15 protein-coding genes are annotated in these 13,200 nt (G+C 68.3%); 3 read left to right on the top strand and 12 right to left on the bottom strand.

The features are described 5' to 3' along the window. Positions 1-169: 169 nt before the first annotated feature. The 3 genes from NNZ72_RS03090 to gabD all read right to left on the bottom strand — a co-directional run bounded on the left by NNZ72_RS03090 (position 170) and on the right by gabD (position 2,933). Entirely contained in the window at positions 170-616 is a 447-nt protein-coding gene (locus tag NNZ72_RS03090; protein WP_257312588.1) for an RbsD/FucU family protein, read from the bottom strand. Positions 617-677: 61 nt separating this feature from the next. After that, positions 678-1,475 carry an aldolase/citrate lyase family protein gene (locus tag NNZ72_RS03095; RefSeq protein ID WP_257312590.1) on the bottom strand — a complete coding sequence of 266 codons (798 nt, stop codon included), beginning with the start codon at positions 1,473-1,475 and terminating at the stop codon, positions 678-680. A gap of 3 nt (positions 1,476-1,478) precedes the next feature. After that, positions 1,479-2,933 carry an NADP-dependent succinate-semialdehyde dehydrogenase gene (gene gabD, locus NNZ72_RS03100; RefSeq protein ID WP_257312592.1) on the bottom strand — a complete coding sequence of 485 codons (1,455 nt, stop codon included), beginning with the start codon at positions 2,931-2,933 and terminating at the stop codon, positions 1,479-1,481. Positions 2,934-3,101: 168 nt separating this feature from the next. On the opposite strand from gabD, the gene NNZ72_RS03105 reads away from it, so the two are divergent. Next, complete coding sequence (locus NNZ72_RS03105) at positions 3,102-3,695, top strand: nitroreductase family protein (RefSeq protein ID WP_257312595.1); 594 nt, start codon at positions 3,102-3,104, stop codon at positions 3,693-3,695. A gap of 176 nt (positions 3,696-3,871) precedes the next feature. On the opposite strand, the gene gyrB is transcribed toward NNZ72_RS03105, so the two are convergent. The 5 genes from gyrB to NNZ72_RS03130 form a co-directional block, all read right to left on the bottom strand. Continuing rightward, the gene (gyrB, locus tag NNZ72_RS03110; protein WP_257312597.1) at positions 3,872-6,307 is read right to left on the bottom strand and encodes a DNA topoisomerase (ATP-hydrolyzing) subunit B; all 2,436 of its coding nucleotides are present in this window, start codon (positions 6,305-6,307) and stop codon (positions 3,872-3,874) included. A 135-nt stretch (positions 6,308-6,442) separates the two neighbouring features. Next, positions 6,443-6,823 (bottom strand): helix-turn-helix domain-containing protein, encoded by a 381-nt coding sequence (locus NNZ72_RS03115; protein WP_257312600.1) that lies wholly within the window; start codon positions 6,821-6,823, stop codon positions 6,443-6,445. Beyond that, the gene (locus NNZ72_RS03120; RefSeq protein ID WP_257312603.1) at positions 6,820-7,386 is read right to left on the bottom strand and encodes a Smr/MutS family protein; all 567 of its coding nucleotides are present in this window, start codon (positions 7,384-7,386) and stop codon (positions 6,820-6,822) included. Before NNZ72_RS03120 ends, NNZ72_RS03115 begins: the two co-directional genes overlap by 4 nt. Next, complete coding sequence (gene mltA / locus NNZ72_RS03125) at positions 7,373-8,491, bottom strand: murein transglycosylase A (RefSeq protein WP_257312606.1); 1,119 nt, start codon at positions 8,489-8,491, stop codon at positions 7,373-7,375. The genes NNZ72_RS03120 and mltA overlap by 14 nt, the downstream gene beginning before the upstream one ends. Before the next feature lie 14 nt (positions 8,492-8,505). After that, on the bottom strand, positions 8,506-9,210 hold the full coding sequence (locus NNZ72_RS03130; RefSeq protein WP_257312608.1) for a Tim44/TimA family putative adaptor protein: 705 nt from the start codon (positions 9,208-9,210) through the stop codon (positions 8,506-8,508). Between the two features lie 131 nt (positions 9,211-9,341). On the opposite strand from NNZ72_RS03130, the gene NNZ72_RS03135 reads away from it, so the two are divergent. After that, positions 9,342-9,815: an FxsA family protein gene (locus tag NNZ72_RS03135; RefSeq protein ID WP_257312612.1), complete on the top strand. Its 474-nt coding sequence runs from the start codon at positions 9,342-9,344 to the stop codon at positions 9,813-9,815. Positions 9,816-9,871: 56 nt separating this feature from the next. Then, positions 9,872-10,360: a protein-export chaperone SecB gene (gene secB / locus NNZ72_RS03140; RefSeq protein WP_257312615.1), complete on the top strand. Its 489-nt coding sequence runs from the start codon at positions 9,872-9,874 to the stop codon at positions 10,358-10,360. Between the two features lie 84 nt (positions 10,361-10,444). On the opposite strand, the gene dnaQ is transcribed toward secB, so the two are convergent. From dnaQ to NNZ72_RS03160, 4 genes are read right to left on the bottom strand one after another with little or no spacing between them, the layout of a single operon-like run. Beyond that, positions 10,445-11,149, bottom strand: coding sequence for a DNA polymerase III subunit epsilon (gene dnaQ, locus NNZ72_RS03145; RefSeq protein ID WP_257312617.1), 705 nt, complete (start codon positions 11,147-11,149; stop codon positions 10,445-10,447). Continuing rightward, positions 11,142-11,738, bottom strand: coding sequence for a dephospho-CoA kinase (gene coaE, locus NNZ72_RS03150; protein ID WP_257312619.1), 597 nt, complete (start codon positions 11,736-11,738; stop codon positions 11,142-11,144). The genes dnaQ and coaE overlap by 8 nt, the downstream gene beginning before the upstream one ends. Next, complete coding sequence (locus tag NNZ72_RS03155) at positions 11,738-12,595, bottom strand: shikimate dehydrogenase (protein WP_257312622.1); 858 nt, start codon at positions 12,593-12,595, stop codon at positions 11,738-11,740. Before NNZ72_RS03155 ends, coaE begins: the two co-directional genes overlap by 1 nt. Next, positions 12,588-13,187: a Maf-like protein gene (locus NNZ72_RS03160; protein WP_257312625.1), complete on the bottom strand. Its 600-nt coding sequence runs from the start codon at positions 13,185-13,187 to the stop codon at positions 12,588-12,590. Before NNZ72_RS03160 ends, NNZ72_RS03155 begins: the two co-directional genes overlap by 8 nt. Between the last annotated feature and the right edge of the window lie 13 nt (positions 13,188-13,200).

Genomic DNA, 13,200 nt, shown 5'->3' on the forward strand with positions numbered 1-13,200 from the left:
TATCCCGTTCCGGACGCGGGAACGTCCTGCGCCCGCGCCGCTTTCTTCTGGTTTCCGCAATTGCGAAAAGACTAGCATGTTTTCGCTGCGTGGCAACAGATCGTGGAACACGGCTGTCGTCACGACGCCATGGTGCAGCAAAGACCTTTCGCGGGGATGAACGGAGGGGCTAGACGCGGAAGACTTCGTGCGGAAGCACAACGCCCTTCTTCAGGATAATGTTTCCGTAAAGACGGAATTCGGTCGTCGCCACGATGCAGGCGGCCTTCTTCGCCATCTCGTAGAAGGCGAAGCGCTCGACCGAATGGACCGTGAAATCGCCGGCAAGGCGATGGACGACCTCCTGGAAGGTGGCGCAGACCTCCGGCACCGCCGTCGGATCGCCCACCACCTCCATGCGCCAGGCGGCTTCGGGCACGAAGGTGTCGAGCGGCATGTGGGCGAGGATCGCCTCGGTCATCGCCACGGCGTCGACGCCGTCGGCGCGGACCACCTTCGGCCCCATGAAGCCCGCCGGGAAATTGGCGTCGGCGATGACGATGTCGTCGCCGTGGCCCATGGTGCGGATCGCGTGCAGGAGCTCCGGTCCGAGCAGCGGGTGAATACCTTTCAGCATGGGCGACGATCCTCCTCCGGTCGATGCTTTTGCGTCTTTATCGGCATTCGCCGCGAGCGAATCAATAGCCGCCGCCGCGTTCCGCCTGGTCGAGCCCGAGGAAGCGGCGGCGCAGCCCGTCCGCCGCCTCGACGAGGCAGCCGACATCCGTGCCGATGGCCATGAAATCGGCGCCGAGCGCGCGGTACTGCTCGGCCTGCGCAAGCGAGACCGTCATGATGCCGCGCGCCTTGCCATGCGCCTCGATCCGCCGGAAGGCGTCGGTGATCATCGCCAGCACCTCCGGGGCGCCCGGATTGCCGAGGAGGCCCATGTCGGCGGCGAGATCGGACGGGCCGATGAAGAGGCCGTCGACCCCCTCCACCGCGGCGATGTCGTCGAGCGCGGCGAGGCCCGCCCGGCTTTCGATCTGCACCAGCAGGCAGATCTCGGCGTTGGCGGTCGCGAGGTAATCCGGCGTGCGGTTGAAATCGCTCGCCCGGCCGAGGCCGGCGCCGACGCCGCGGATGCCGTGCGGCGGATAGCGCACGGCGCGCACCAGCGCGCGGGCCTGCTCGGCCGATTCGACCATGGGGATGAGGAAGGTCTGCGCGCCCTGGTCGAGGAGCTGCTTCATGAGCCAGGCCTCGCCCATCGGCGGGCGCACGATGGCGTGGCTTTGCGAATGGCGAAGCGCCCCGAGCTGCGCGCCGATCAGCGGCATGTCGTTCGGTCCGTGCTCGCCGTCGATCAGCAGCCAGTCGTAGCCGCTTCCCGACAGGATCTCCGCGACGTAGGGGCTGCCGAGCGCCACCCAGAGGCCGAGCTGGAAGCGGCGCTCGGCGAGCGCCGCCTTGAAGGGGTTCTTCGGAGCCGCCATGGATCAGCCGATGCCGCCGAGGCAGACGTACTTCATCTCGGTGAATTCCTCGATGCCGTATTTCGAGCCCTCGCGGCCGAGGCCGGAGAGCTTGACGCCGCCGAAGGGCGCTTCCGCCGTCGAGATCAGGCCGGTGTTGACGCCGACCATGCCGTATTCCAGCGCCTCGGCGACGCGGAAGACGCGCGACAGGTCCTTGGCGTAGAAATAGGAGGCGAGGCCGAATTCCGTGTCGTTGGCCTGGGTGACGACGTCGTCCTCGTCCGTGAAGCGGAAGAGCGGCGCGACCGGGCCGAAGGTTTCTTCCCGCGCCACGGCCATCTCGGGCGTGACGTCGGCGATCACGGTCGGCTCGTAGAAGGTGCCGCCGAGCGCATGGCGCTTGCCGCCCGAGACGACGCGACCGCCCTTCTTCAACGCATCGGAGACATGCTCCTCGACCTTCTCCAGCGCCGCCTGGTCGATCAGCGGGCCGAGCGTCACGCCCTCGTCGAAGCCGTTGCCGGTCCTGAGCTTGCCGACGGCGGCGGCGAGCTTTTCGGAGAAGGCGTCGTAGACGGCGTCCTGCACGTAGATGCGGTTGGCGCACACGCAGGTCTGGCCGTTGTTGCGGAATTTTGCGATCAGCGCGCCCTCGACGGCGGCGTCGAGATCGGCATCGTCGAAGACGATGAAGGGCGCGTTGCCGCCGAGCTCGAGGCCGAGCTTCTTGATGGTCGGCGCGCACTGCCTGTAGAGCTCGGCGCCGATCTCCGTCGAGCCGGTGAAGGTGAGCTTGCGCACGATCGGGTTCGACGTCAGCTCGGCGCCGATCTCGCGGGCCGAGCCGGTGATCACGCTGAAGAGGCCGGCGGGCAGGCCCGCGCGTTCGCCGAGAACGGCGATGGCGATGGCGGAAAAGGGCGTCTGCGAGGCGGGCTTCAAGACCATTGCGCAGCCGGCGGCGAAGGCCGGGCCGGCCTTGCGGGTGATCATGGCGTTCGGGAAGTTCCAGGGCGTGATCGCCGCGACGACGCCGATCGGCTGCTTCATCACCAGGATGCGCTTGTCCTTCTGGTGGCCGGGAACGATGTCGCCGTAGAGGCGGCGGGCTTCCTCGGCGAACCACTCGACGAAGCTCGCGCCGTAGACGATCTCGCCGGTCGCCTCCGGCAGCGGCTTGCCCTGCTCCATGGTGAGGATGCGGCCGAGATCGTCCTTGTTCTCGATCATCAGCTCGAACCACTTGCGCAGCACCGCCGAGCGCTCCTTGGCGGTCCTGGCGGCCCAGGCCTTCTGGGCGACGGCGGCCGCGTCGATCGCTTCCTTCGTCTCGCTTGCGCCGAGCTTCGGCACGTGGCCGATGAGCTCTCCCGTCGCCGGGTTCTTCACGGCGATCCCGGTCGAAGCGTCGGCTTCGATCCAGCGCGTGCCCACAAGGGCTGCCTGGCGCAGCAGGCTCGGGTCTTTCAGGCTCATCGGACGGTCTCCCAATTGTCGATGCTGTCGGTCGTGGTGCCGTTATATTGCCTCGCCCGCCGCTCGGGCAATGCGGCAGACCGTCGTTTTCACAAAGCGGAGCGAATCTCTTTTCCCGAAGGGCGGGAATCGCTACTTGGAGGAAACCGACAGAACAGGACACCCAGGATGACACACGATACCGGACGCACCGCAGACCATCCCGTCGACGGGCTCTTCCTCGACCGATGGTCGCCGCGCGCCTTCACCGGCGAGGCCATGCCGCACGAGACGCTCCTCACCCTCTTCGAGGCCGCGCGCTGGGCGCCCTCGGCCGCCAACGGCCAGCCCTGGCGCTTCGTCTACGGCCACCGCGGCACCGAGGCCTTCGAACGCATCCTCGCGACGCTCGACGACGGCAACCGGCGCTGGGCGCCGAATGCGTCGGTGCTCGCCGTCATCGTCTCGCAGACCCACCGGACGAATGCGGGCGGCGAGCTGCGGCCGGCCTACACCCACGCCTTCGACACCGGCGCGGCCTGGGGCTACCTCGCCCTGCAGGCCCGGCTCAGCGGCTACCATGCCCATGCGATGGGCGGCATCGACCGCACGAAGGCGACGGCCGATCTCGGCATTCCGGAAGGTTTCCGGGTGGAAGCGGGCCTGGCGATCGGCAAGCTGGCGGCGAAGGAAACCCTGCCGGAGGACCTCATGAAGCGCGAGGTCCCGAGCGGGCGCAAGCCGGTCGCCGAGTTCGTCTCCGAGGGCCGGTTCGCGCCCTGATCCGGCTGACGGACCCCGCGAAGATCGTGCCGGGCGCTCGGCCCGCCCTCACCCTAGCGCGCGAGACGACGATGGTTCGGGAAAACGGTGCGTCCCGTCTCCTTCTCCCCGCTTGCGGGGAGAAGGTGGCCGGCAGGCCGGATGAGGGGCCATATCCGGAAGAGAGGGCGGCCGGGCTAAATATCGAGGTTGGCGACGCTCAGCGCGTTTTCCTGGATGAAGTCGCGGCGCGGCTCCACCTCGTCGCCCATCAGGCGGGAGAACAGGCCGTCGGCATTGGTGGCGTCGTTGACGCGCACCTGCAGGAGCGAGCGGACGTCCGGGTCGAGCGTCGTTTCCCAGAGCTGCTCGGCATTCATCTCGCCCAGCCCCTTGTAGCGCTGCATCGAAAGCCCCTTGCGGCCGGCGGCGAAGACCGCGTCGAGCAGCGCCCGCGGGCCGGTGATCTCCACCTCGCCGTCCTTGCGGCGCAGCTTCGGCGGCACCGCGTAGATGTCGGCGAGGCGGCCGGAGAGCTGGTCGATATGGCGGGCATCGGACGAGCCGATCAGCGCCATGTCGAGATGGGCGAATTCCTTGACGCCGCGCACCATGCGCTCGAACTTCAGGCCGCCGTCGGCGGCGACCGATCCGGTCCAGCCGCGCTCCGTCTCCTCGGCGATGAGGTCGAGGCGGCGGGCCACCTCCTCCGCCTTCGCCGCATAGGCCTCGCGGTCGTGGCTGAGCTCGAGGTTGAGCGCGCCGGTGATCGCCGCCTGCTCGACAATGGAGCGGGAGTAACGCGAATGCAGGCCGTCGACGAGCGCGCGCAGGCGCAGCGCGTCCTGGATCAGCTCGCGGATGTCCTGGCCGGCGCGCACCTCGCCCGAACCGAGCGCCAGCGACGCGTCGTCGAGACCGGCGGCGATGAGGTAGTCCTCGAGCGCCTTCTCGTCCTTGAGGTACTGGCTCGATTTGCCGCGCGAGACCTTATAGAGCGGCGGCTGGGCGATGTAGAGATGGCCGCGCTCGATCAGCTCCGGCATCTGCCGGAAGAAGAAGGTCAAAAGCAGCGTGCGGATATGGGCGCCGTCGACGTCGGCGTCCGTCATGATGATGATCTTGTGGTAGCGCAGCTTGTCCGGGTTGAACTCGTCCTTGCCGATCGAGGTGCCGAGCGCGGTGATCAGCGTGCCGATCTCCTGGCTCGACAGCATCTTGTCGAAGCGGGCGCGTTCCACGTTGAGGATTTTCCCGCGCAGGGGAAGAATGGCCTGGTTCTCGCGCGAGCGGCCCTGCTTGGCCGAGCCGCCGGCCGAATCGCCCTCCACCAGGAAGAGCTCGGATTTCGCCGGATCGCGCTCGGAGCAGTCGGCGAGCTTGCCGGGCAGCGACGAGATGTCGAGCGCGCCCTTGCGGCGCGTCAGCTCGCGCGCCTTGCGGGCGGCCTCGCGGGCGGCGGCGGCCTCCACGACCTTGCCGACCAGCGTCTTCGCCTCGGCGGGATGCTCCTCCAGCCAGATGCTCAGCGCCTCGTTGACGAGGCCCTCGACCACCGGTCGCACCTCGGAGGAGACGAGCTTGTCCTTGGTCTGCGAGGAGAATTTCGGATCCGGCACCTTGACCGAGAGCACCGCCGTCAGGCCCTCGCGGCAGTCGTCGCCGGTGAGCGAGACCTTCTCCTTCTTGAGGATGCCGGAGCTTTCCGCATAGGAGACGACCTGGCGGGTCAGCGCGCCGCGGAAGCCGGCGAGATGCGTGCCGCCGTCGCGCTGCGGGATGTTGTTGGTGAAGCAGAGGACGTTCTCGTGGTAGCTGTCGTTCCACCACATGGCGACTTCCACCGTGATGCCGTCGCGCTCGCCGCGGATCGAGACGGGTTTCTGCACCAGCGGCTTCTTCGCCCGGTCGAGGAAGGCGACGAAGGCCTCGAGGCCGCCGTCATACATCATCTCGTCCTGCTTCACGTCCGAGTGGCGCCGGTCGGTCAAGAGGATGCGCACGCCGGAATTGAGGAAGGCGAGCTCGCGCAGCCGGTGCTCCAGCGTCGCATAGTCGAACTCGATGTTCGAGAAGGTGCCGGGCGACGGCAGGAAGGTGACCTCGGTGCCCGTCTCGTCGCCGCAATCGCCGGTGACGGCGAGCGGGCCGTCGGCGACGCCGTGGGTGAAGCTCATCTCGTGGATGCGGCCGCCGCGGCGGATCTTCAGCTTCAGCTTGACGGAGAGCGCGTTCACCACCGACACGCCGACGCCGTGCAGGCCGCCGGAGACCTTGTAGGAATTCTGGTCGAACTTCCCGCCGGCATGGAGCTGGGTCATGATGACCTCCGCCGCCGAGACGCCCTCTTCGCGATGGATGTCGGTCGGGATGCCGCGGCCGTTGTCGGTGACGGTGACGGACCCGTCCGCATTCAGCGTCACGGTGACGATATCGGCATGTCCCGCCAGCGCCTCGTCGATGGCGTTGTCCACCACCTCGTAGACCATGTGATGCAGGCCCGAGCCGTCGTCGGTGTCGCCGATGTACATGCCCGGGCGCTTGCGCACCGCATCGAGGCCCTTCAGGACCTTGATGGAGTCTGCGCCGTATTCGGCCGGGCCGCCGTTTTCGGTCTCGGGTGTGTCGGTCATTCAGAGGGTCTTTCCAAAGTTCTTGCGAAAGGCGGAAAACAAGGGGCGAATCACGGTTTTCCAGCAGGCGGACTATAGGGATTTTGCCGGCAAGTTCCAAACCGATGGCAGGGAATCGGGGCAGAAATCAGGGGATCACCGCGCTTTTTCCCGGCTATTGCACGCCTTTTCGAGAATGCCGGCGAGGCGGCGCACGGTCTCGGGCGAAAGCCCCCGGATTTCCGCCGAAAGCCGGTTGGCGAAAGCGGTGTATTCGGGCGGCAGGCCGGCCGTGTCGACCACCACGCGCGGGTCGGAGATCCGGGCGAGGCGCAGGAGTTCCTCCGCCTCGTCCCAGATCACGTTGAAGTAGCCCGCCACGCGCTGCAGGAAGTCGAAGCTCGGCACGCCGCGCCTGCCGTGCTCCAGCGCCGAGAGATAGGCGGGCGTGACGCCGAGCGCCGCGGCCATCTCCTTCTGCGAGACGCCCTTGCGGGCGCGCAGGTGCCGCACGGCCTTGCCGAAGGGCGTCGTCATCGCTTCTCTCCCGGCTGGCGGGCGAGCCGCACGTAGAGCGCGCCCTCGCCGCCGTGATTGCGCGCCGCCGGCTCCCAGGAGGAGATCAACGGCCGGAACTCCGGCAGCGAGAACCACAGCGGCACCGCCCGCTTCAGCGCGCCGTCGCTGCCGAGCGAGGTGCCCTTGCCGGTGATGACGAGGACGTGGCGCAGCCCGCGCTCGTGCGCATGGATGAGGAAGCCGAGCAGGAAGCCGTGCGCCTCGCTCTGGATCATGCCGTGCAGGTCGATGCGGGCTTCGAGCGGCAGGCGGCCGCGGGCGATCTTGCGCTTGACCGGCCGCTCGAGCGGATGGTGGCGCGCCTCCTTCCTGCCGCCGAGAACGAGGGGGATGTCGCCGGACGGCCTGCCGGCGGCCTCCTTCGCCGCGGCGGGCGCGGCCTTCGGCTCCGCCGGCTTTTCGGCGAAGGCCTCCTCGAATTCGGTGAGCGCGTCGAGCCGGCCCGGCAGCGCCCGCGTCGAGCGGGCGACCTTGCCCCAGAGGATGCGGTCCTCGCTCGACAGCGTCTTATCCTTCGGCATGGAGGTATCTCGCCGCCGCCGCCTTCGGGATGAGCAGGAAGAAATCCGCCGCGTTGCGGACGGAGCCGGCAAGCGCGCCGGCGGCATCGCCCGAGCCGGTGAAGATGTCGCCGCGCGCCGGGCCGACGATCGCCGTGCCGGTATCGAGCGCCAGCATCAGCCGGCGGAAGGGCTTGTCCCCGTCCATGTGCGTGAGGCTGTCGCTCGCCACGAAGAAGGGCAGGCCGAAGGTGTGGATCGCACGATCGACGGCGAGCGACCGACCGGCGACGAGCGGCACCTTGGCCGCGGCGACGGGGCCGAGTGCCGGATCGTCCACCGCCGCCTCGCGGAAGAAGATGAAGGAGCGGTTGTGCCGGAGCACCGCGTCCGCCTCGTCCGGATGGCGGGCGAGCCAGTCGCGGATCGACGCCATCGACACCGTCGCCGCGTCGATCTCGCCGCGCTCGATCAGGAGCTTGCCGATCGCCGAGAAGGGATGGCCGGACTTGGCCGCATAGGTTATCCGCTGCATGCGCCCGTCGGGATGGACGAGCCGGGCCGCACCCTGCACATGGGCGAAGAAGACGTCGACCTTCGAGCGCGCCCAGGCGATTTCCAATCCGCGCCCCGCGAGGAAGCCGTCCTCGATTGCGCCGCGGTCCGGATATTCGGCGATGCTGCCGTCCTCCAGGCGACGGGCGAAGGCGAAGGAGGGATCGAGGCCTGCCGGACGGTTGCCGTCGTCGAGATCGACCAGGTCGTCGGGCCGGCGGTAGAAGGGATGGCGGTATTCCGCGTCGGGCTCGGCCCGCACCGCCACCTCCGGCTCGTAGAAGGCGGTGACGAAGCCGGCCGAGCCGTCCGCCTTCTCGATGCGGAAGGGCACGCATTCGGCCTCGAAGAAGGCTCGGGTCGCGGCTGCGCCTTCCGGCCTCGCCTCAGCCGCCGCGTCGAGCAGCGCCAGAAGCTCCTGCGCCGTCACGCCGAGCGCGCCGGTGCGGTAGGGCTTCACCGTGCGGACATGGCGGCGACAGCGCTTCATCGCCGCGATCAGCGGCGAGGGATCGTCCTCGTCCCAGCCGGGAAGCGCCGCGAAGCCGACCGGGACGAGACGGTAGTCCATCGTTCAGGCCCCGCTCAGCCTTCCGACTCGGTGGCGATCAGCTTCCAGTTCGGGTCGCGGGAACGGATGTCGCGGGCGAAGGTCCACAGATCGTTGACCTCGGCCACGCTCTCGGCGTCGCCCTCGATCAGCGCGCCGGCCTTGTCGTAAGTCGCCGAGATGAGCTGGCTGACGATGCGCAGCGTCACGTTCGCCTCGTCGCCCTTGACCTCGGCGGCGACGATGTCGGCCTTCTCGATGCCGACGAAGGTGGAGCGGACGACCTCGCCCTTCGCCTCGCGTTCGGAGATCGCCGCGTCAAAGCCTTCGTAGACCTCGCGCGAGAGCAGGTTCTTCAGCGTCTTGCGGTCGCCGTCGGCAAAGGCGACGACGATCATCTCGTAGGCCATGCGGGCGCCAGCGACGAACTCCTTCGGATCGAAGGAGGGATCGGCGCGCACGATCGCGCGCAGCTGCTCGTTGAGCGGCGAGCCGGGCGGCGTGAAGGCGTCGACGGAGGCGTAGGGGCTTGCTTCCTCGTCCGTCCCGTCGCGGCGCGGCAGCGTCACCACCTTGCCGCGGTCGGGCGATTCGGCCTGGTCGGCAGCCTCCCGCCGCGAGTACGGATCGAAGGGCGGCCGTTCATGCCCGGTCCGGCGTCCGAGCACGTTGCGCAGCTGCAGGAAGATGACGACCGCAGCCACGAGGAAGAAAATCGTTACAAAATCGAATGAGCCCATTATCCGCGCAGCCAATGTTCCTATTTTTCGTGTCCTTCCCATATAGTCCGCAACGGCGCATCATTCAAATGGCGATGGCGTGAACGGACACGGCCTCGCAAGAACCGAAAACCCTGCGCTCCCGGGAAGCCATGCCGAGACTTCTTCTGCCGCTCTTCTTCCTCCTGCTGCCGCTTGCGGAAATCGCCGGCTTCATCCTCGTCGGGCGGCGCATCGGCGTCTGGCCGACGCTCGGCCTCGTCGTGCTTTCGGCGGTCGCCGGCGTCGTCCTGATCCGCGTCCAGGGCTTCGGTGCGCTCGCCCGCCTGCGCCAGGCGGCGGCGGGCGGCGACGAGCCCGGCCGGGCGCTGCTCGACACGGCGATGATCGTGCTCGCGGGCTTCCTCCTGCTCATCCCCGGCTTCCTCACCGACATCATCGGTCTCCTCCTGTTCCTGCCGCCGTTCCGGCGCTGGCTGTGGAACCGGATCCGGCGCAATTTCGTCGTGGTCGACATCTCCGCCGGACCGCGCCGCAGCCCGCCGGACGACGGCCCGCAACGCACCATCGAGCTTGGCGAGGACGAGTTCCGCCGCGACGAGCGGGACGGAGGCCGAGGGTTGTAAGGCCGGGACCGAAATGCTAGATGGCCTCACTTTCCGGAACCCTCGAGGACCAATCGATGACCACCGACGCAGCAGCAACCGAGAAGCCCGCGGCGAGCCCCTCGCTCAACATCCTGGCGCAGTACGTGAAGGACTTCTCCTTCGAGAACCCGGGTGCGCCGCGCTCGCTCCAGGCCCGCGACAAGGCGCCGGCGATCAACATCAGCGTCAACGTCAACGCCAATCCGCTCGCCGAGAACGATTTCGACGTCGTGCTCTCGATGAACGCCGAAGCCAAGGACGGCGACAAGGTCCTCTTCAACGCCGAGCTCGCCTATGGCGGCGTCTTCCGCGTCTCCGGCTTCCCGCAGGAGCACATGCTGCCGCTTCTCTTCATCGAGTGCCCCCGGCTGCTCTTCCCCTTCGCCCGGCAGATCATCGCCGACGCCACCCGCAACGGCGGCTTCCCGCCGCTGATGATCGACCCGATCGACTTCGCGCAGATGTTCGCCCAGCGCATGGCCGAGGAGCAGGTCAAGGCCAAGGTCAACTCGGCCGCCAACTAGGGACTCGTTCCTGGAAATCGAAGACGCCCGGTTCGGAAAGGAAAGGACCGGGCGTTTTTTGTTCGAGCATGTCTCCGGATCGCGTCAGGCGCCGTATTTCGCCCAGATCGCCTTGGCGCCGATCTTTTCCACCATCGCCCGGTGGGCGGCCTCCTCTTCCGCCGTCAGGCGGGGGGCGAGCGGCCGCGGGCGGATGCCGAGGGGTACGACCACGTCGTCCTCCATCTCGACCAGGGTCTGGCGCCCGGCTTCCGCGGTGCCGAGGCCGAGGGCCGCCTGCCGGCCGCCGATCATCTCGATATAGACTTCGGCCAGAAGCTCGGAGTCGAGCAGCGCGCCGTGCTTGGTGCGGTGCGAATTGTCGATGCCGTAGCGCCGGCAGAGCGCGTCGAGCGAGTTCGGCCCCATCGGATGCTTGCGGCGGGCGAGCGCCAGCGTGTCCGTCACCCGGTCGGCGGCGACCGGAGGCAGGTCGAGCCGGGCGAGCTCAGCATTGATGAAGCCCATGTCGAAGGTGGCGTTGTGGGCGACCCAGCGGGCGTCGCCGAAGAATCCGAGGATCCTCTCCACCACGTCGGCGAAGGGCGGATGGTCCTTCAGGAACTCGTCGGTGATGCCGTGCACGGCGAGCGCGTCCGGATGGACCTTGCGGTCGCCCGGGTTGATGAAGAGATGCAGCGTCCTGCCGGTCGGGAAATGGTTCTCCAGCTCCACGCCGCCGATCTCGATCACGCGGTCGAGCTTGTTGTCGAGACCGGTCGTTTCCGTATCGAAGATGATTTCACGCATCGGCCGCAGGCTCCCTCAATCGTCGAATCACCTCTTCCACCTGTTTGCGCGCCGCTTCAAGTCCCCTGCCCGTATCGATCACGAAATCGGCCCGGCGGCGCTTTTCCGCATCCGGCACCTGGCGCGACAGGATCAGGGCGAACTTCTCCTCCGTCATGCCCGGGCGCGACAGCACGCGCTCGCGCTGGATCTCCGGAGCGCAGGAGACGACGACGATCCTGTCCATCCGGCTCTCGCCGCCGACCTCGAAGAGGAGCGGGATGTCGAGCACGACGAGGTCCGTCCCCTTCGCGCGCTCGGCCGCGACGAACTCCGCTTCGCGGCGGCGCACGAGCGGGTGGATGACCGCCTCCAGCTCGGCGAAGCGCTCCGGGCTCTTCGCGAGCGTCGCCGAAAGGGCGGCCCGGTCGATGACGCCGTCGCGCAGCGCCTCGGGAAAGCGTTCGGCCACCGGTGCCACGGCCTCGGCGCGGTAGAGATCGTGCACCGTCGCGTCGGCGTCGTGCACCGGCACGCCGAATTCGCGGAACAGCTCGGCCGTCGTCGACTTGCCCATGCCGATCGATCCGGTGAGGCCGACGACCAGCATCAATGCCTCTCCATGTCCGCGAGGATCAGGCGGCGCAGCGTCTCGTCGACGACCGGACGGACGCCGAACCATTTCTCGAAGCCCGGCACCGCCTGGTGCAGCAGCATGCCGAGCCCGTCGACGGTGGCAAAACCCTGTTTGGCCGCCTGTCTCAGGATCGGCGTCACCAGCGGCACGTAGACGATGTCGGTCACGACGGCATCTTCGGCCAGCGGCAAGAAGTCGAAGTCGGGCGCCGCCTCGCCGTCCATGCCGAGCGAGGTCGTGTTGACGAAGAGCCCCGCCCCTTTCGAGACCTCGGCGAGCGCTTCCATCGGATGGGCGTGCACCCGCGCGCCGAACCGGTCGGCGAGCTCCCGCGCCCGCGCCACGGTGCGGTTGACGACGTGGATTTCGCCGACGCCGCGATCGCGCACGGCCTGGATGACGGCGCGGCTCGCCCCGCCGGCGCCGAGGATGACGGCGCTGCCGATGCCGTTCCAGCCGGGGACGGCTGCATCGAGATTGGCGAGGAAGCCGCGGCCGTCGGTGTTGGTGGCGTGGATGAGCCCGTCCTCCAGCCAGAGCGTGTTGGCCGCGCCCAGCTCCTCGCTCAGCGCGTCGGGCCTGTCGGCGAGGCGGAAGGCCGCCTCCTTGTGCGGGAGGGTGACGTTGCCGCCGCAGAAGCCGGATTCGCCGCTCTTGAGCGCGGCGATGAAGCCGGCGAAGTTTTCCGGCGCCACTTCCTCACGGGTGTAGCTGCCCGGAATTCCGAGCGTTTCCAGCCAGTGGCCGTGGATCAGCGGCGAGCGCGAATGCCGGACCGGAAAGCCGGTGACGAAGGCGCGGCGGAAGGATGTTTCACGTGAATCATGCATCGATGGCACCGAGCTCCCTCAGTTTGGCCAGCAGCGGCAGCAGCGGCAGGCCGAGAATGGTGAAATAGTCGCCGTCGATCGCCTCGAAGAGCTGCACGCCCTCCCCTTCGAGCTGGTAGGCGCCGACGCTCGCCAGCACCTTGCTGCCCACCCGCGCCAGATGCCGATCGATGAAGGCCTCCGACAGCGGCCGCATGGTGAGCCGGGCAATGGAGACGTGGCGCCAGAGGACGGTGCCGTCGCGCGCAAGCGCGATGCCGCAGTTGAGCGCATGGGTGCGGCCGGACATCGCCGTCAGGTGCGACTTCGCCTCCGCCATATCGCCGGGCTTGTGGAAGACGCGTCCGTCGAGCGACAGCGTCTGGTCCGAGCCGATGACGAGCGCGCCCGGCACCGCCCGCGACACGTCGAGCGCCTTGGCGGCCGCCAGTTCGCCGGCAAGCTCCGGCGGGCTCGGGTCGCGCGTGGCGAGCCTAGCCTCCACCGCCCGCTCGTCGATCGACGCCGGTCGGGCCTCGAAGGAGAGGCCGGCATTTTCCATCAGCATGCGCCGGAACGGGCTTTGCGAGGCGAGGATCAGGGGGGTCGTCATGCATATCTCCGGT

The sequence above is a fragment of the Shinella pollutisoli genome, from assembly GCF_024609765.1.
In the GTDB taxonomy this organism is placed as follows: domain Bacteria; phylum Pseudomonadota; class Alphaproteobacteria; order Rhizobiales; family Rhizobiaceae; genus Shinella; species Shinella pollutisoli.

Coding starts and splice junctions, on each gene's coding strand:
- coaE (WP_257312619.1), bottom strand. CDS start 11,738: ATGCTGGTCGTCGGCCTCACCGGATCGATCGGCATGGGCAAGTCGACG.
- NNZ72_RS03130 (WP_257312608.1), bottom strand. CDS start 9,210: ATGGGCTCATTCGATTTTGTAACGATTTTCTTCCTCGTGGCTGCGGTC.
- NNZ72_RS03160 (WP_257312625.1), bottom strand. CDS start 13,187: ATGACGACCCCCCTGATCCTCGCCTCGCAAAGCCCGTTCCGGCGCATG.
- gabD (WP_257312592.1), bottom strand. CDS start 2,933: ATGAGCCTGAAAGACCCGAGCCTGCTGCGCCAGGCAGCCCTTGTGGGC.
- gyrB (WP_257312597.1), bottom strand. CDS start 6,307: ATGACCGACACACCCGAGACCGAAAACGGCGGCCCGGCCGAATACGGC.
- NNZ72_RS03155 (WP_257312622.1), bottom strand. CDS start 12,595: ATGCATGATTCACGTGAAACATCCTTCCGCCGCGCCTTCGTCACCGGC.
- mltA (WP_257312606.1), bottom strand. CDS start 8,491: ATGGACTACCGTCTCGTCCCGGTCGGCTTCGCGGCGCTTCCCGGCTGG.
- NNZ72_RS03135 (WP_257312612.1), top strand. CDS start 9,342: ATGCCGAGACTTCTTCTGCCGCTCTTCTTCCTCCTGCTGCCGCTTGCG.
- NNZ72_RS03090 (WP_257312588.1), bottom strand. CDS start 616: ATGCTGAAAGGTATTCACCCGCTGCTCGGACCGGAGCTCCTGCACGCG.
- NNZ72_RS03120 (WP_257312603.1), bottom strand. CDS start 7,386: ATGCCGAAGGATAAGACGCTGTCGAGCGAGGACCGCATCCTCTGGGGC.
- NNZ72_RS03115 (WP_257312600.1), bottom strand. CDS start 6,823: ATGACGACGCCCTTCGGCAAGGCCGTGCGGCACCTGCGCGCCCGCAAG.
- secB (WP_257312615.1), top strand. CDS start 9,872: ATGACCACCGACGCAGCAGCAACCGAGAAGCCCGCGGCGAGCCCCTCG.
- dnaQ (WP_257312617.1), bottom strand. CDS start 11,149: ATGCGTGAAATCATCTTCGATACGGAAACGACCGGTCTCGACAACAAG.
- NNZ72_RS03095 (WP_257312590.1), bottom strand. CDS start 1,475: ATGGCGGCTCCGAAGAACCCCTTCAAGGCGGCGCTCGCCGAGCGCCGC.
- NNZ72_RS03105 (WP_257312595.1), top strand. CDS start 3,102: ATGACACACGATACCGGACGCACCGCAGACCATCCCGTCGACGGGCTC.